The sequence below is a fragment of the Phaeobacter piscinae genome, from assembly GCF_002407245.1.
GTDB classification, from domain to species: Bacteria; Pseudomonadota; Alphaproteobacteria; order Rhodobacterales; family Rhodobacteraceae; genus Phaeobacter; species Phaeobacter piscinae.
In genome coordinates this window covers 1,998,205-2,014,625 of sequence record NZ_CP010681.1, presented here as the reverse complement: position 1 = coordinate 2,014,625, position 16,421 = coordinate 1,998,205, and the positions used below count along the sequence as shown (strand labels likewise).

The 16,421-nt window shown below is 62.3% G+C and carries 16 protein-coding genes; 8 read left to right on the top strand and 8 right to left on the bottom strand.

Features of this window, described 5'->3' with window-relative positions:
* Window positions 1-3: 3 nt before the first annotated feature.
* From phaeop14_RS09400 to cobA, 4 genes are read right to left on the bottom strand one after another with little or no spacing between them, the layout of a single operon-like run.
* Window positions 4-783, bottom strand: a complete 780-nt coding sequence (locus phaeop14_RS09400; RefSeq protein ID WP_040170556.1) for a phosphoadenylyl-sulfate reductase — start codon at window positions 781-783, stop codon at window positions 4-6.
* A 4-nt stretch (window positions 784-787) separates the two neighbouring features.
* The gene (locus phaeop14_RS09395; protein WP_040170558.1) at window positions 788-2,452 is read right to left on the bottom strand and encodes a nitrite/sulfite reductase; all 1,665 of its coding nucleotides are present in this window, start codon (window positions 2,450-2,452) and stop codon (window positions 788-790) included.
* Window positions 2,445-2,753: a DUF2849 domain-containing protein gene (locus phaeop14_RS09390; RefSeq protein WP_024096783.1), complete on the bottom strand. Its 309-nt coding sequence runs from the start codon at window positions 2,751-2,753 to the stop codon at window positions 2,445-2,447. Before phaeop14_RS09390 ends, phaeop14_RS09395 begins: the two co-directional genes overlap by 8 nt.
* Complete coding sequence (gene cobA, locus phaeop14_RS09385) at window positions 2,753-3,586, bottom strand: uroporphyrinogen-III C-methyltransferase (RefSeq protein WP_096789369.1); 834 nt, start codon at window positions 3,584-3,586, stop codon at window positions 2,753-2,755. Before cobA ends, phaeop14_RS09390 begins: the two co-directional genes overlap by 1 nt.
* A 146-nt stretch (window positions 3,587-3,732) precedes the next feature.
* On the opposite strand from cobA, the gene phaeop14_RS09380 reads away from it, so the two are divergent.
* The 3 genes from phaeop14_RS09380 (at window position 3,733) to phaeop14_RS19875 (ending at window position 5,150) form a co-directional block, all read left to right on the top strand.
* On the top strand, window positions 3,733-4,212 hold the full coding sequence (locus phaeop14_RS09380; RefSeq protein WP_024096785.1) for an Lrp/AsnC family transcriptional regulator: 480 nt from the start codon (window positions 3,733-3,735) through the stop codon (window positions 4,210-4,212).
* Between the two features lie 315 nt (window positions 4,213-4,527).
* Window positions 4,528-4,656, top strand: coding sequence for a hypothetical protein (locus tag phaeop14_RS19980; protein WP_255352595.1), 129 nt, complete (start codon window positions 4,528-4,530; stop codon window positions 4,654-4,656).
* A gap of 17 nt (window positions 4,657-4,673) precedes the next feature.
* On the top strand, window positions 4,674-5,150 hold the full coding sequence (locus phaeop14_RS19875; protein ID WP_338090139.1) for an MFS transporter: 477 nt from the start codon (window positions 4,674-4,676) through the stop codon (window positions 5,148-5,150).
* A 43-nt stretch (window positions 5,151-5,193) separates the two neighbouring features.
* Here the strand turns inward: phaeop14_RS19875 and phaeop14_RS09370 are convergent, their stop codons facing one another.
* Window positions 5,194-6,378 (bottom strand): cytochrome P450, encoded by a 1,185-nt coding sequence (locus tag phaeop14_RS09370; RefSeq protein ID WP_096789368.1) that lies wholly within the window; start codon window positions 6,376-6,378, stop codon window positions 5,194-5,196.
* A 61-nt stretch (window positions 6,379-6,439) separates the two neighbouring features.
* On the opposite strand from phaeop14_RS09370, the gene phaeop14_RS09365 reads away from it, so the two are divergent.
* The 5 genes from phaeop14_RS09365 (at window position 6,440) to phaeop14_RS09345 (ending at window position 13,354) form a co-directional block, all read left to right on the top strand.
* Entirely contained in the window at window positions 6,440-8,242 is a 1,803-nt protein-coding gene (locus tag phaeop14_RS09365; protein WP_096789367.1) for a sensor histidine kinase, read from the top strand.
* The gene (locus phaeop14_RS09360) at window positions 8,239-9,474 is read left to right on the top strand and encodes a sigma-54-dependent transcriptional regulator (RefSeq protein WP_040179941.1); all 1,236 of its coding nucleotides are present in this window, start codon (window positions 8,239-8,241) and stop codon (window positions 9,472-9,474) included. The genes phaeop14_RS09365 and phaeop14_RS09360 overlap by 4 nt, the downstream gene beginning before the upstream one ends.
* Window positions 9,475-10,163: 689 nt before the next feature.
* Entirely contained in the window at window positions 10,164-11,165 is a 1,002-nt protein-coding gene (locus phaeop14_RS09355) for a DctP family TRAP transporter solute-binding subunit (RefSeq protein WP_096789366.1), read from the top strand.
* 108 nt (window positions 11,166-11,273) lie between these two features.
* Window positions 11,274-11,951: a TRAP transporter small permease gene (locus tag phaeop14_RS09350; protein WP_096789365.1), complete on the top strand. Its 678-nt coding sequence runs from the start codon at window positions 11,274-11,276 to the stop codon at window positions 11,949-11,951.
* The gene (locus tag phaeop14_RS09345) at window positions 11,951-13,354 is read left to right on the top strand and encodes a TRAP transporter large permease (RefSeq protein ID WP_040170571.1); all 1,404 of its coding nucleotides are present in this window, start codon (window positions 11,951-11,953) and stop codon (window positions 13,352-13,354) included. The genes phaeop14_RS09350 and phaeop14_RS09345 overlap by 1 nt, the downstream gene beginning before the upstream one ends.
* Before the next feature lie 203 nt (window positions 13,355-13,557).
* Here the strand turns inward: phaeop14_RS09345 and tpiA are convergent, their stop codons facing one another.
* The 3 genes from tpiA to phaeop14_RS09330 all read right to left on the bottom strand — a co-directional run bounded on the left by tpiA (window position 13,558) and on the right by phaeop14_RS09330 (window position 16,261).
* Window positions 13,558-14,310, bottom strand: coding sequence for a triose-phosphate isomerase (gene tpiA, locus phaeop14_RS09340; RefSeq protein WP_096789364.1), 753 nt, complete (start codon window positions 14,308-14,310; stop codon window positions 13,558-13,560).
* 262 nt (window positions 14,311-14,572) lie between these two features.
* Window positions 14,573-14,932, bottom strand: coding sequence for a HesB/IscA family protein (locus phaeop14_RS09335; protein ID WP_014875056.1), 360 nt, complete (start codon window positions 14,930-14,932; stop codon window positions 14,573-14,575).
* 69 nt (window positions 14,933-15,001) lie between these two features.
* Window positions 15,002-16,261, bottom strand: coding sequence for a glycerophosphodiester phosphodiesterase family protein (locus phaeop14_RS09330; protein WP_096789363.1), 1,260 nt, complete (start codon window positions 16,259-16,261; stop codon window positions 15,002-15,004).
* Window positions 16,262-16,421: the final 160 nt, after the last annotated feature.

Below are 16,421 nucleotides of genomic sequence, written 5' to 3'. Positions count from 1 at the left end.
CTGTCAGGCTCCTGTGCGAATGAATTTGCCATCCACCACGTGGATGCCGCATTCTTCCTTGTCTTGGTTGCGCCAGCGTCCGGCCCGCGGGTCTTCGCCTTCCTTGACGGGCGAGGTGCAGGGGGCGCAGCCGATTGAGGGGTAGCCCTTGGCCACCAGCGGGTGACGGGGCAATCTGTTTTCATCCATATAGGCGCGCACATCCTGCGGGGCCCAATGGGCCAGCGGGTTGATCTTCAGCCGACCGGTGGGGCCAGTGGCGGTCTCTTCCACCTCGAAGAAGTCCAGGGCCGCGCGGGATCCGGCCTGAAACCGCTTGCGCCCGGTGATCCAGCCATCAAACCCCGCCAGCGCTTTTTGCAGCGGCGCGGTCTTGCGCAGGGCGCAGCAGGCGTCGGTATCCGAGAAGCGCAGCGCGCCATAGGGGTCTTTCTCGGCGATGTCAGCGGCGCGGATCACCTGCACATTGCGCAGGCCCAGCCGCTCGCTCACCTCCTGCTGATAGACCAGCGTTTCGGTGAACAACAATTCTGTATCGACAAAGACCACTGGCGTCATCGGATCAATTACCGCCGCCATATGCAGCAGCACAACGGATTCCGCGCCAAAGCTGGAGACCAGCGCGATATGGCCCGCATCCTTGAGTGCGCCCTCCATCACGGAGGTGGCAGAGTGGTGGCGGAAGCGCGCATTAAGCGCATCCACCTGTGTTGCCAGTGCCTCAAGATGGGCACTGCTCGGGCCTTGGCGTGTGTCAGTCGGTAGTGCCGCTGCATTGACCATGGTGCTAAGCAACCTTTTTCTGGGCCTCGGGGTAAAGCGCGGCCTTGAACGGATCCATGCCGACGCGACGATAGGTCTGGAGGAAGGTTTCCTCGGCGCTGTCGCGCAGAGAGAGATAGGCGGTGATCAGGCGTTCCACCGCAGGCACGATTTCATCATAGGCAAAACCGGGTCCGGTACGGGTGCCAATCGCGGCGGTCTCAGTCGCATCGCCGCCCAGGGTGATCTGGTAGTTTTCCACCCCAGCCCGGTCGAGGCCAAGAATGCCGATGTGACCGACGTGGTGGTGCCCACAGGCGTTGATGCAGCCCGAGATTTTGATCTGCAGATGGCCCACGTCATGTTCCAGCTTCAGCTCATCAAAACGGCTGGCGATTTCCTGCGCCACCGGGATCGACCGGGCGGTGGCCAGCGCGCAGTAATCCATGCCGGGGCAGGCGATGATATCGGAGATCAATCCGACATTGGCGGTGGCCAACCCGTGCTCTTTCAGCTTGGCATGCAGCGCAGGCAGGTCCGATTTATGGACATGTGGCAGGATCACGTTCTGCTCATGGCTGATGCGCAGCTCGTTATAGCCAAACTCTTCAGCCAGGTCCGCCATCCCGCGCATCTGCGCGGCGGTGGCATCGCCCGGCGTCTGGCCATGCGCCTTGATCGAGATGGTGACGATGGCGTGGTTGTCATCCCGGTGCGCCGCCAGATTGGTATCGGCCCAGGAACGGAACACCGGATCCGCGTCATAGGCGGTCAGATAGGTCTCCACATTGCCACCGCGCAGCTTGGGCGGGGTGAAATGCGCCTTGATCTCCTCCAAGAGCTGCTGATCGGTGCCGTCAAAGGCTTTGCGGCGTTCTTCAAAGCGCTCTTCAACCATCTCACGGATGGTGTCGATGCCGTTTTCCAACACCGTGATCTTGATGCGGGCCTTGTATTTGTTGTCGCGCCGACCCAGCAGGTTATAGACCGCCAGAACCGACTCCAGATAGGGCAGCAGATCGGCCTGCGGGAGGTAATCGCGGATCACTTTGCCGATGAGCGGCGTGCGGCCAAGGCCACCGCCCACGATGACCTCAAACCCGGCCACACCGTCGCGCTCAACCATACGCAGGCCGATGTCATGGGCCTTGGTCACGGCGCGGTCGGTGGAGCTGCCGGTGATGGCAATCTTGAATTTCCGGCCCAGGAACTGGAACTCCGGGTGATCGGTGGACCACTGGCGGATCAGCTCGGCATAGGGGCGCGGGTCGGTCAGCTCATCCTTGGCGGCGGCGGCAAAATGATCCGAGGTCACATTGCGGATGGTGTTGCCGGAGGTCTGGATCGCGTGCAGACCAACCTCGGCCAGCGCGTCCAGCATATCAGGCACGTCGCGCAGCTTGGGCCAGTTGTACTGGATGTTCTGACGGGTGGTGAAATGGCCATAGCCCTTGTCCCACTTCTCCGCCAGCAGCGCCAGGGTGCGCATCTGGTCAGAGTTCAGCGTACCATAGGGGATCGCCACCCGCAGCATATAGGCGTGCAGCTGTAGATAAAGGCCGTTCATCAGGCGCAGCGGCTTGAACTCATCCTCGGTGAGAGAGCCGTCAATGCGGCGCTCGACCTGGGCACGGAACTGGGCGTTGCGTTCGGCCAGAAAGGCGGTGTCGAAGTCGTTGTACTTATACATTTGCTGCGGCCTCCTGTTTGCCGTGGCGATAGTTGGATGGGCCGGTGCGGCGGAAGTCTTCGCGGAAATGCGTTGGCTCGGGGCCGTTGTCGCCGGATTTCGCATCGGTGAGGTAGATGCCAACCACCCGCAGGGCGTCTTTCTCCGCTTCCAGAAGCCGCAGCTGCGCCTCGGCCTCATCCTCGATCAGCTCAGCCTCCTGCAGCTCACGGCTCCAGCTGTTGGTGTCGGTGAAATAGATCACGTCACCCTCAAGCAGGTCGTTGGCGGTGATGATTTTCGGGGTAAAGGGACGGGGCATCAGGCAAGCTCCAGTTTCAAATCTGTCAGGGCCTGGGCGCTGGCGCGCGGGGCAAGGCCAAGGAATGTCAGCGCCGGGCCGGTCAGTTCGGCGGCGGCAAGATCGGTGGGCAGACGCTCCAGCGTGGTTTCAATCACCCGCTGATTGGCGCGTGAGGCGTTTTCAACAATGGTCATCGGTGTGGCGCGATCGGCGCCGTGCATGATCAGGCGGCCCTGCACGAAACGCGCGGATTTCTTGCCCATGTAGATGGCGGCCACCTCACCCGGACGGGCCAGCGCAGCCCAGTCGTGATCGGCAAAGCCCTTCATGTCGTGGCCAGTCAGAAACCGCACCGAGGCATTGCGCCCGCGCTGTGTCAGGCTCTGGCCGATGGAGGCGACGGCAGCTGAGGCCGCAGTAATACCCGGCAGGATCTGATAGGCGATACCGGCCTCCTCGCAGGCGGTGAGTTCCTCGTCGAGACGGCCATAGACGGTGGGGTCGCCGGATTTCAGGCGCAGGACTTTTTTGCCCATACGGGCATGGGCCACCATGCGGGCGCAGATCTCTTCCTGGCTGACCTGTGGGCCAAAGCCCTCCTTGCCGACGTCTTCCAGCTGGGCCTGCGGGCCCACCAGCGCCATGATCTCGGCGCTGACCAGCCGGTCAAAGAGGATCACATCCGCCTGCAACAATGCGCGCGCCACCTTCAGGGTCAGCAGCTCAGGGTCCCCAGGGCCGGAGCCTGCAAAGGCAACCTCACCCGCCACCAGCGCGGCGGCGACAGATCCGCAGGCACCGGTCTGCATGGGCAGCGGCGCGCGGGGGGCAAGGGTGTCTGGACCGGTCATCTGGGGCCTCATCTGGTTTGTTTGACTTACCCTTAGATATAGGAAATATTCCCCCTTATCCGCTATATGGCGCGGCAAATAAGGAAGAATGTTCCAGCTGACGGCAGATGCAGGCGGGTTGATCCCCAAACAAGGAGAAAACAGGGATGACAGTGCGGATCGACGGCACGGACCGGAAAATTCTGGCGGAGCTGCAACGCGATGCAGGCCAGTCGCTGGACGAAATCGCCCGCCGTGTGGGCAGTTCCAAGACCCCGGTCTGGAATCGCATTCGCAAGCTGCGCGAGGGAGGTGTCATTGGCCGACAAACCATGGTGCTGGATGCTGAGGCGCTGGGGTTTGAGGCCTGTTTCTTTGTGCTGATCCGCACCTCGGCCCATGAGGCGGAGTGGCAGGCCAAGTTTCTGAAGGCGCTGCAGGATCGCCCGGAGGTGCAGGAGGCGCATCGGCTGGCGGGGGATATCGACTATATCCTCAAGGTGCGGGTGAAGAACGCGCGGGCCTATGACAATTTCTATCAGGCGCTGATTTCTGAGGTGCGGGTGCATAATGTGACAGCCCTGCTGTCGATGGAGGAGATCAAATCCACCACCCTGCTGCCGCTTGAGGCCATCGCAGAGGACTAGGCGCGCGGTGGTCTGGTGCTGCCAAAGGAAAGGGGGCGCTGCCCCCTTTCTCGTGACCTGTCCCTGCGGCACAGGTCACATCCCCCGGAGTATTTTGGGAAAGGTGACGGGGCGGGCTGCTTGGGCTCGTGAATGCCTTTGCCGTATGAGCGGTTTGGACAATCCGAGGGGCCGCGCCCGGTCGTGGCGCGCCTGACGTTTCTGCTGCTGTTGTTCTGCGGCACGATCTGCACTGTCATGATTGTTTCTTTCATGAGCTATTTCTTGGTTGAGGGGCTGGGGCATCAACCTTGGGTTATCAGTGGTTAGGCAGCGATGGCGATCAGCCTGACCTTGGTGGCCAACCGGCAGTTTGCCCGCCGCATTGATGCGGGCGCGCGGGTGTTTCCGCTGGTCGGACTGGCGGCGGCGGGGTCTTCTGCCTCTCCACTGCGCGTTCGCTGACGTGTTCCGCCTTGCCGGTGTTCTATGTGCAGGAGGTGGGCTTGCCTGGTTCTGCGCCCGGATTTGCCTTCAGCGTGAAGACATTTGTTGAGGTCTTTGCCATCTTCTCAACCCCGTGGGTGATTGCCCGCATTGGCATGTGGCGGGCACTTCTGGCGGTCACCGGCCTTGCTATTGTGACGATCCAGCTGCTGGCGATGGTGCAGAGCTTTGGCCAGATGCTGGCGGCAGCGGCGCTGGAGGGGCTGTACTACGGGTTCTATGCAAGCCTCGGCATCAGCTATGTGCAGTCCTTTGCCAAGGCGATGCCGGCGCGGGCGACCGCGCTGTATTGGAATACGCTGATGGTGAGCGGGGTCATGGCCGGGCCTGCTGTGGGGCTGATCGCGCAGGCCTATGATTTTCAGACGGTGATCCGCAGCGCATCGGTGATGGCCGTGGTGGCGGGGGCTGTACTGATGGCCGGACGTCCACCCAGACGCCAGCCTGTCTGAGCCATGGTAGGGGGCGGGCCGGGGTGGCCCGCCGCAGGGGGCCTTAGACCGTGACCATGAGACGGGTCAGCCCGTGGAAATGGTAGGTGTTGTTGTATTCGGGCGCGGCGGCCAGTTTCAGGTCCGGGCAGCGTTCAAACAGGATCGGCAGCGCGATCTGCATTTCCATCCGCGCCAGCGGCGCGCCGACGCAGAAGTGCAGGCCCGCCCCAAAGGAGGTGTTCACTTTGGCTGGGCGCGTGGGATCGAAGCGTTCGGGATCCTCCAGCATTTCTGGGTCGCGGTTGGCAGCGGCCAGCAGCAGTGCCACCTCATCGCCGCGCTGGAAGGTATGACCGAACATCTCAATCTCCTCGTAGGCGTAGCGGGTGAACATATGCAGCGGCGGGTCATAGCGCAGGATTTCCTCCACCAGACCGTCGATGCCGTCAGGGGCAAGCCAGCTTTGGTCCCAGCCCTGTTGCAGCATGGTTTTCACGCCATTGCCCAGCGAATGCACCGTGGCCTCATGGCCGGCATTGAGCAACAGGATACAGGTGCCGATCAGCTCATCCGTGGAGAGGCTCTCGCCGTCTTCCTCGGCTTGAATGAGGCGGGTGATCAGATCCTCACCCGGGGTCTTGCGGCGCTCGTCCACATAGGTTGTGAGGAAGTCGATGAAGTCCTGGCTGGCGCGGGCGGCGGCATGTTCTGTCTCAACCGTTTTGGAGGCCTGATACATCGCCACCATTTTGTGCGACCAGTCCAAGAGCTGCGGCGCCATCGCCGTGGGCACGCCCAAGAGGCGACAAATCGCGATCACCGGGACCTGCGTGCAATAGGTGGTTAGGAGATCAAAGGGCGCATCCGCGGGGAAGGCGTCGATCAGCTCATGGCAGAGCGTTTCCAGCCCCGGCGCCAGCGCCTTGATCTCGCGGCTGGTGAAGGCGCGCAACACAAGCCGGCGCAGGCGGGTGTGGCGGGGCGGTTCGGCGTCCAGTAGCGAATGCGCCTCAACCTGCAGGAAAGGGGCCAGATGGGCCGGGCTTTCTCGCGCCATCTCCGGCGGGATTTCGCGGCCAAAACGGCGGTCGCGCAGCAGGGTATGCACAGCGGGGTGCGAAAAGGCCGCAACCATATTGTAGTCCTGCCAATGATGCAGATGTCCCATCGCGCGGGCCTCGGCATAAAATCCGTAGGGCGATTGGACAAAATCGGGATCGGTGGGGGATTGGGTCAATGTCTTCATCCGCGCAGCTTTTGCCAAGGCGGCTGGTCAATGCAAGGGGGGCTTTGCTACTGTGCGGCCAATGACGCAATTTCACGCACATCGGTGGATCATTCTGGCGCTTCTTCTGGGGGCGGTGGCCGCTGTTGCGGGCGGTGTGTATCGGTTGGGCTACCGCCAAGCACTTGATTCGCTTGCCGAACGCAGCGCGGCGGATCTTGCGCTGGCCTCGGACCGGGTGACAACGCAGTTGCAGGTCTATCAGGAGCTGGCGGTTTTGATGGCCGATCACCCGACGCTGAAGCGTTTGGACCGGGCAGAGGCGCGGGTGGCGGCGCAGGGGCTGTTGCGCGAGGTGGCCGACAAGACAGCGGCGCTGGATGTGTTCTTTGTCGACCGGGCGGGCCGGGTGGTGGTCGCTGCTGAGGGGGTGATGGGGCGCGATGTGACCCAGAGCAGCTATTTCCACCGGGCGATGCAGGGGGCGCTGGGCACTGGCTACGGGGTGCTGCAACCGGATGGGCGGCGCGCCTATATTTATGCGGCACCGGACTTCGATGTGGATGGTCGGGTGCGCGGTGCCTTGGTGGTGGTCGCCGATGTCGAGGATGTGGAGCAGACCTGGCGCGGGTCGCTGCCTGCGGTGTTTTTCACCAATCGCGGCGGTGAGGTGTTCATTGCCAACCGGCGGGAGTTGTTGTTCTGGCAGCGCAGCGCCGAAGGACCGGGGCTGTCGCCGCCGGATGGGCGGCAGGTGGCGCTTCGGGCCTGGATGGAGGGTCCACATGAGATCTGGGATCTGCGCTGGTCGCCCTATCTGCCGGAGCGGGCGCTGCATCAGGCGGTAAACCTGCCGCAGATCGGCATGGTGGGCGAAATTCTGGTCGATGTGGCCCCGGCCCAGCGGCTGGCGGGGCTGCAGGCGGCGGCGATGGCGGCGATTGTGCTGGCGCTTGGGGCGATGCTGGCCTTGGCGCTTGAACGTCGGCGCACGCTGGCGGAGGCGAATACGGTGCTGGAAAGCCGGGTTGCGGCACGCACGCGGGCCTTGTCGGCCACTAATATGCGGCTCACCCGCGAGGTGCAGGAACGCCAAGAGGCCGAGGCGGCGCTGAAGCGCGCACAGCAGGATCTGGTGCAGGCGGGCAAATTGTCGGCGCTGGGGCAGATGTCGGCGGGGATCAGTCATGAGCTGAACCAGCCCTTGATGGCGATCCAGCAATATGCCGAAAACGGCGAGGCCTTTGTGGCGCGGGGCAAGCCGGAGCGGGCGGGGGAGAACCTTGGCCGGATTTCGCAGATGGCGGGGCGGATGGCGCGGATTATCAAGAACCTGCGCGCCTTTGCCCGCAACGAGAGCGAGCCGATGGGGCGGGTGGATCTGGGGCAGGTGATTGCCTCCGCGATTGAGCTGACAGAGCCCCGCCTGCGGCAGGATCGGGTCGATCTAATCTGGCAGCCGCCAGCAGAGCCGGTCTTTGCTTGGGGCGGCGAGGTGCGCCTGTCGCAGGTGTTTGTGAACCTGATCAACAATGCCGCAGATGCAATGCTGGAGCAGGAGCAGCGCGAGATCCACATTGCGATTGAGACACGCCAGGATGAGGGCGACACGGATGCGGGCGCGCGGCTTGCGGTGAGTGTGCGCGACATCGGCCCCGGCCTGAAGGAGCCGGAAAAGATCTTTGACCCTTTCTATTCGACCAAGGCGGTGGGCAGTTCCGAGGGTATGGGGCTGGGGCTGTCGATCTCCTACGGGTTGGTGCAGAGCTTTGGTGGCCATATCCGCGGGGTCAACACCGGTGATGGCGCAGAGTTCACGGTGGAACTGGACCGCTGGCGGGCGCAGGCCGGCACTGACACGCAGCAACAGGATGAGGTGGCATGACCAATCGGGTTTTGGTGGTGGATGATGATGCGGCCGTTCGGGCCGCATTGGGCCAGACGCTGGAGCTGGCGGAGTGTGATGCTATTACTGTGGGGTCCTTTGTGGCAGCCAAGGATTTGATCACGCCTGATTTTGACGGGGTGATCCTGTCGGACATGCGGATGCCGGGACGCGACGGGTTTCATCTGCTGCGCTATGTGCGCGAGGTGGACGCTGATCTGCCGGTGATCCTGCTGACCGGCGAGGGGGACATCCCGATGGCGGTGCAGGCAATGGCCGAAGGGGCGTTTGATTTCCTTGAGAAACCCTGCGCCAGCGTGGATCTGATGGCGGTGGTGCGCCGGGCGCTGAAGACGCGGGCGCTGGTGCGGGAAAACCGGGCGCTGAAGTCTCGCCTGGAAAGCGGTGATCCGGCGGCGCGGATGATATTTGGCACCTCACCGCAGATGGAGGAGCTGCGTGCGCGGGCGCGTGCGGTGGCGGCCACGGGGGCCGAGGTGCTGGTGACCGGCGCGCCGGGGGGCGGGATTTCCAAGGTGGCGGAGGTCATTCACCTGATGTCACCGCGCGGGCAAGGCCCGTTTGTGAAACGCCCGGCGGCAGGGCTCAGCCCGGATGGGTTTGCGGATCTGTGCCGCGCGGCGGCGGGCGGATCGCTGTACCTGGATGAAATCGCCGCCCTGCCAAGCGAGACGCAATATGCCATGTTGGAAGCGCTGGAACAGGAGCAGGCGCTGGAGGCGCGGGTTCTGGTCGGCTCAGTCGCGGATCTGGCAGAGGCGGCGGCAGAGGGGCGATTCCTGGCCGATCTTTTCTACCGGCTTGACGTGATGCGGGTGCGCATTCCGGCGCTGTCCGAACGGCCCGAGGATATTCCCGTGCTGTTCAGCCACTATGTCGCCCAGGCCGCAGAGCAGGCGGGCATTGCTGCGCCGGACATTCCGCAGGACCATCTTGCGGCGCTGATGGCGCAGGATTGGCCCGGCAATGCGCGCTCGCTGATGTCTGCGGCGATGCGGTTTGTGCTGGGGATGCCGGAGGAGGCCGCGCAATCCGCGGAGCTGGGGCTGGCGGAGCAGTTGGCGCAGGTGGAGCGGTCCCTGCTTATTGCAGCACTGGGGCGGCAGAACGGCAATGCCTCTGCCGCGGCCAAAGCCCTGAAGCTGCCGCGTAAGACGTTTTATGACAAGCTGGCGCGTTATGGCATCCGGCCCGAAGATTATCGCCGCTGAGGGCGGTCTGATGCCTGTTGTGGTCCGCGTCTTAGGGGAGGGCGCGGGGCAGTAAGGTGGCGGCGCCGCCGGGCGCCCCGCAAGGGGGCAGGGCGGAGGGGGATGGGCACCGGATGTCAGCCGGCCCCATGTTCGTCGACCTTTTCGTCAACTTCGGTCATTTGAACGCCCGACCTGCGGAGGATATCCGAGAGCGGGCCGATCTCCTGCCGGGGCATATGCCAGATGCCCCGGATGGATGGGCTGCGTGTCAGGCGGCCCGAGTGTCGCGACATGCCCAATCTGGCAGATCCGGGTTAAGCGAACGCGAGATCACCGTGCTCCGCCTGTGCAACGGCCCAGGTCGGTGTCGGTGTCTGTATCGGCGTCGGGGCCGGTCGCGGGCGGCGGGATGTGAGTATTTGAAGAAAGGTGACGGGGGTTGATTCCGCCTGAGGAACTGTCAGGCGCTAACAGGGTGTGCGGATTTCCGCACAGGCCAACGATCACCCTGTGCGGAAAATCGCACATAAAATCTGGCACACCAGCATGCAAGGTGAACTTTACCGCGTAAACATTTGTTTATAATTGATAAATTACATATATTTTTGGTGGGTAACAAAGACTTGAGCGGGGCCACTTTGCCCGTGATGCTGCGTCTGGGGCCTTCGCCTGGGCGGAGGCTATGGAGAAATTCCGGGAGGAAAGACATGAAATTTGTAACTGCTGCTGCCACCGCTGTGGCGCTGACCATGAGTGCAGGGACCGCAATGGCGGCCTGCGATGACGGTGAGATTGTCGTCAAGTTCAGCCATGTGACCAACACCGACAAGCATCCCAAGGGGATTGCGGCCTCGTTGCTGGAAAAGCGCATCAATGAAGAGATGAACGGCACCATGTGTCTGGAGGTCTATCCGAACTCCACGCTGTATAATGACAACAAGGTGCTGGAAGCGATGCTGCAGGGTGACGTGCAGCTGGCTGCGCCTTCTCTGTCGAAATTTGAGAAGTTCACCAAGCAATTCCGCCTGTTCGATCTGCCGTTCATGTTCAAGAACATTGATGCGGTCGATGCCTTCCAAGGGTCCGAGAACGGTCAGGCGATGCTGGATTCCATGCAGCGCCGTGGTCTGCAGGGGCTGGCCTACTGGCACAATGGCATGAAGCAGATGTCAGCCAACAAGCCGCTGATCAACCCGTCCGATGCCAATGGTCTGAAATTCCGTGTGCAGTCCTCGGACGTGCTGGTGGCGCAGATGGAAGCGATCGGCGGCAGCCCGCAGAAAATGGCCTTCTCCGAAGTTTACGGCGCGCTGCAGCAGGGCGTTGTGGACGGGCAGGAAAACACCTGGTCCAACATCTACGGCAAGAAGTTCTTTGAAGTGCAGGACGGTGTCACTGAGACCAACCACGGCGCGCTGGACTATCTGGTGGTGACCTCGGTGGATTGGCTCGACAGCCTTGATCCGGCGGTGCGTGAACAGTTCCTGACCATCCTGGGTGAGGTCACTGCGACGCGGAACTCGGAATCCACCAAGGTGAATGGCGAAGCCCGTCAGGCGATCATCGATGCCGGTGGCGTGGTGCGTGAACTGTCACCTGAGCAGCGTGCGGCCTGGGTTGAGGCGATGAAGCCGGTCTGGGAGCAGTTCGCAGGCGACGTGGGTCAGGACATGATCGACGCAGCCCAGGCGATCAACGCGGGCATGTAAGGGCTGCGGCCTGAAGATCAGGGGCAGGCGCGACGACGCGCCGCCCCAATTTGTACGGTGCGCCATCCGCGCCGGTATCCCATTATCCAAACATCGAGGGAGAGCGATATGGCGGGGGCAAAACCTGGCCCGACCGGGCTTATCAATACACTCGAAGAGACGCTGATTGCGCTGCTGCTGGGGCTGATGACCCTGATCACATTTGCCAATGTGGTGGCGCGATTTGTGTTTAATTCCAACATTCTATGGGCGCTGGAGCTGACGGTGTCCCTGTTTGCCTGGCTGGTGCTGCTGGGCGCATCTTATGCGGTGAAGGTCCACGCCCATCTGGGGGTGGATGCGATCCTCAATATGGTGTCGCCGGGCGCGCGCCGGGTGATCGGGCTGATCTCGGTCGGCTGCTGTCTGGTGTTCTCGCTGCTGCTGCTGAAGGGCGCCTATGACTATTGGGCGGTCTTTGCCGATCTGCCGCCGACCTCCGGGCGCTGGTTTCCCACCGGTTTCGACATGAAGGCGCGGAGCCAGAGTTTCTACGAGGTGCAGGATGTGCCGATGGTGGCGCTCTTTGGGTTCTTGGAAGATTTGATCAACTACGGCGATTCCTATGAGAAACTGCCCAAGGTGGTGCCCTATGTGGTGCTGCCGCTGTCGATGCTGCTGATGGTGCTGCGGTTTGTGCAGGCGGGTCTGCAAATTCTGCGCGGTGATGTGGACCGGCTGGTGGCCAGCCACGAGGTCGAAGACGAAATCGCCGAAGTGCAGGCGCAGCGCGGGGAGCACGACTGATGGATGTCGTCCTATTGTTTTCCATGGTCATTGGGCTGTTGCTGATCGGGGTTCCGATTGCGGTGGCACTTGGCCTCAGCTCGACATTGTTCCTGCTGATCTATTCCGACAGCTCGCTGGCCTCGGTTGCGGGCACGCTGTTTGAAGCCTTCGAGGGGCATTTCACCCTGCTGGCGATCCCCTTCTTCATTCTGGCCTCCAGCTTCATGACGACGGGCGGTGTGGCACGGCGGATCATCCGCTTTTCCATCGCTTGTGTCGGTCATCTGCCGGGTGGTCTGGCGATTGCCGGCGTTTTTGCCTGTATGTTGTTTGCGGCCCTGTCCGGGTCTTCCCCGGCCACCGTGGTTGCCATTGGCTCCATCGTGATCGCGGGGATGCGGCAGGTGGGCTACTCCAAGGAGTTTGCCGCTGGTGTGATCTGTAACGCAGGCACGCTGGGCATCCTGATCCCGCCGTCCATCGTGATGGTGGTCTATGCCGCGGCGGTTGAGGTTTCCGTCGGGCGGATGTTCCTTGCAGGCGTTATTCCGGGGCTGATGGCGGGTCTGATGCTGATGGTCACCATTTATGTGATGGCCAAGGTCAAGAACCTGCCCAAGGGCGAATGGCTGGGCTGGGGTGAGGTTGCCGCCTCGGCTGGCAATGCCTCGGTTGGTCTGCTGCTGATCGGCATCATTCTGGGGGGCATCTATGGCGGGATTTTCACCCCGACAGAGGCGGCGGCGGTGGCGTCGGTCTATGCCTTCTTTGTGGCGACCTTTGTCTACCGTGATATGGGGCCGTTGAAATCTGCGCCCAAACCCAAGGATATGGGGCAATTCCTGTCCATGCTGCCCAAGATGCTGGGACAGACGGTGGTTTATTTCATCCCATCCTTCTTTCACGCCGATACGCGCCATGCGCTGTTTGAAGCGGGCAAGCTGACCGTGACGCTCTTGTTCGTGATCGCCAATGCGCTGATCCTGAAACATGTGCTGACCGATGAGCAGGTGCCACAGCAGATCGCCACGGCGATGCTGTCGGCGGGCTTTGGCCCCGTGATGTTCCTGATCGTGGTCAATGTGATCCTGCTGATCGGGGGACAGTTTATGGAGCCGTCGGGGTTGTTGGTGATCGTGGCGCCGCTGGTGTTCCCGATTGCCATCGAACTGGGCATCGACCCGATCCACCTGGGCATCATCATGGTGGTGAACATGGAAATCGGCATGATCACCCCGCCGGTTGGTCTGAACCTCTTTGTGACCTCCGGGGTTGCGGGAATGCCGATGATGGCGGTGGTGCGGGCTGCGTTGCCGTTCCTCGCGGTGCTCTTCGTGTTCCTGATCATGATCACCTATATCCCGTGGATCTCAACCGTGCTGCCGAATGCGGTGATGGGGCCGGAGATCATAACCAAATAGCGTGGTGCACGCCCCTCAGAATATGAAAAGGCCCGGGCGCAAGTCCCGGGCCTTTTTCTGTCTGGCGTTAAGTCAGGGGCTTTGCCCCTCTGCGCTGGCGCGCAGTCACCCCAGAGAATTTTTTGAAAGGTGACGGCGGGCGCAAAGGGGGGCTGTCATCTTTCCCCAAATACTCCCGCCGGAGGCTGCGCCGTGAGGCGCATTTATGCGCTGGCGTCGAGGGCCGCGACGATGGGGGCAAAATCAGCCGCCTTCAGGCTGGCGCCGCCAACCAGCGCGCCATCGACATGGGCCACAGCGAAAATTTCCTTGGCGTTGCTGGCCTTCACCGAGCCGCCATAGAGCAGCCGGATGGCGTTTGCGGTCTCGCCGCCGAAGCGTTTGACCAGGCTGGCGCGCAGGTCGTTGTGGACTTCGGCGATCTGTTCGACTGTGGGCACCTTGCCGGTGCCGATGGCCCAGACCGGTTCATAGGCGACCACCACGGTTGTGCCGCTGGTGTCATCGGGGAGGGAGCCTGCAAGTTGTGCCCGGACCACATCAAGTGTTTTGCCCGCCTCGCGATCCTCAAGGGTTTCACCCACACAGATGATCGCCGTCAGCCCCGCAGCGATGGCGGTCTTGGCCTTTGCGCGGACCGTTTCATCCGTCTCGCCATGGTCGGCCCGGCGTTCGGAATGGCCGAGGATCACGGCGGTGGCGCCCGCATCATGCAGCATTTCGGCGCTCAGATCGCCAGTATGGGCGCCATAGGTGGCGCTGTGGCAATCCTGGGCACCAATGTCCACCTTGCTGTCGACGCAGACATTGGCCGCGCGGTAGAGCAGGGTTGCAGGCGGGCAGATCAGCACCTCGGCCTTGGCGGATTTACAGCTATAGGCAAGATTGCCCAGCTCGGTCAGCGCACTTGCGGTGCCGTTCATTTTCCAATTGCCTGCGGCCAGTTTCCGACGCATCTGCGTATCTCCCTCAATCGTCTGGTGCTGCCTGCGGTCACCTTTTGGCGCGCGGCAGCTTGCTGCTGGAACTGTCCTAACATTGTTCGGAATAGGGAACAATTCGCCTGTTCACCGAATGACAGCGGTCGTCACATGTTGAACAATACCGAAGTGCGCCGATAACCGGCCGCAAAAAAGAGGCAGACGGCTGCCTCTTTTTTGCTGTGGTCTGCGCCATTGGTTGCAATCTCGGCGAGATGACCGGGCGCTGTGTTGCGGATCAGCCTGCGGGCATATCCTTGAAGCTGATCGATTCTCCGCAGCCGCAGGCCTCGGAGACATTGGGGTTGTTGAACTTGAACCCGGCCTCCAGCAGCGAGACCTCATAGTCGATCTCGGTGCCGAAAAGGAACATCTGCGCCATCGGTGCGATCAGCACCCGGGCACCATCCTGTTCAACCACTTCGTCGTTGGGATCGGGCTGATCGACATATTCCATGGTATATTCCATGCCGGCGCAGCCGCCCTTCTTCACGCCGATGCGCAGGCCGGAATGGCCGCCCTTGTCCATCAGCTTGGCAATCTGGGCCGCTGCCTTGTCGGTGATGGTCACCGCTTGTTTGCCGGGAATGCCGAACATGTCTGTCTCCACTATCGCGCGTTACCCCTTAATCTAGGGGGGGCGCGGCGCAGGCTCAAGGGGCTGCGGTCACAGCCCCATGCAATTGGCGTAATAGGTCACGGTTGCGGGCCAGTCGGAGAACACCCCGACAACCCCCACATCCTGCGCCAGCACGTCAAGCACCTGATAAGTGGCGGCATCCGATTGCACCGCAGCTGCGACCGATTGGAAATACCAGCCACCGCCGTTTTTCAGCGGGCCGGAGCGTTCCAGGGTCCAGGTGATGATATTGAGATCGGCGGCACGCGCGGCCTTGGCATAGGGAGAGGGGACCATGCGGCCATCGTCCAGTGTCAGCAGCATCCAGATCGGTGGCGCGATATAGTTGAGCCCCATCTCCTTCAACTCCTGCATGGAGGGGCGGAAGGTTGCGGGATCCATCGGATCGACCTGGCCTTCATCCTCGTCATGGCGGGCAAAGCGATCATCAAGGTAGACGGCCTGACGGCCAAATTCGGGCGTCTGGGTGAGCCAGTATTTGATATCGCTGAGGTCGAAGCTTTGTACCCAGACATCGCTGGCGGGGATCCCGGCGGTGACATAGGCGTCAATCAGTTTCTGCGCATAAGCCTCCTGCGTCATCCCGTTGAAGGGCATTGTGACGGTTGGGGCCTTCAGCTCGGGGGTGAATTTTGCGCCGAAGTTGCGGAACAACGCGATGCTGTCGGCATGGCTGAGCAGCGTTGTGCCGTCCTGATGCAGGCTGCTGCGCCAGGGGGCCAGGCCGCCCTGAAAGGCGGCGGCACTGGTGGCGGTGGGGTCACGGCTGTCCATTTTGGGGTGCAACGTCATCAGCTCTGCCAGCGTCAGATCGCTGGTGCGGCATTCGGCGTTTGCGGGGGTATCGGCGGTGGCCGGTGTAAAGGGCTGGGTGCAGCGGTCGGCTAGGTCGCTGGTGAGGATATCGGTGGTGGTGTGCAGATCGTTCTGCGAGTGGCGGCAGACCAGCTCCAGATCGCTGGTGAAGGTCACATCGCATTCCATCATCCCGGCGCCCATGGTAGCGGCGGCGCGATTGCCCTCAGCCGTATGTTCGGGAAACATCAGCGGCGCGCCCCGGTGGGCGATGGAAAAATCGCTGCGTTTCGGGGTTCGTCCGGCACAGGATTGCAGTTTTGTCTTCAGCGCGCCGTTGGGCAGGGCCTCCACCAGATAGGCCGGGCGCGGACCGTAGCTGAGTGCGATGGTGTCCGCAGGCGAGGTGTCCGCGGCGGCGGCGCTGGCACATAGGGGCGCGGCAAGAGTGAGAGAGATCAGACGCGCGCAAAAGGGGGATATGCGGGACAATAGGGAAACTCCAAATCATTTGGGGGCGCCCTTGGGGTGTGTTGCGACAGTATTCCGTGGGGCGCACCAAGAGCGGCTGCGGATCCCCCGCAGCGGTTTATATCTCGGATGTTACGGGGGCTTGTCTCTCTGGGGCAAGAGGGGGGGCGCGGTTTGACAC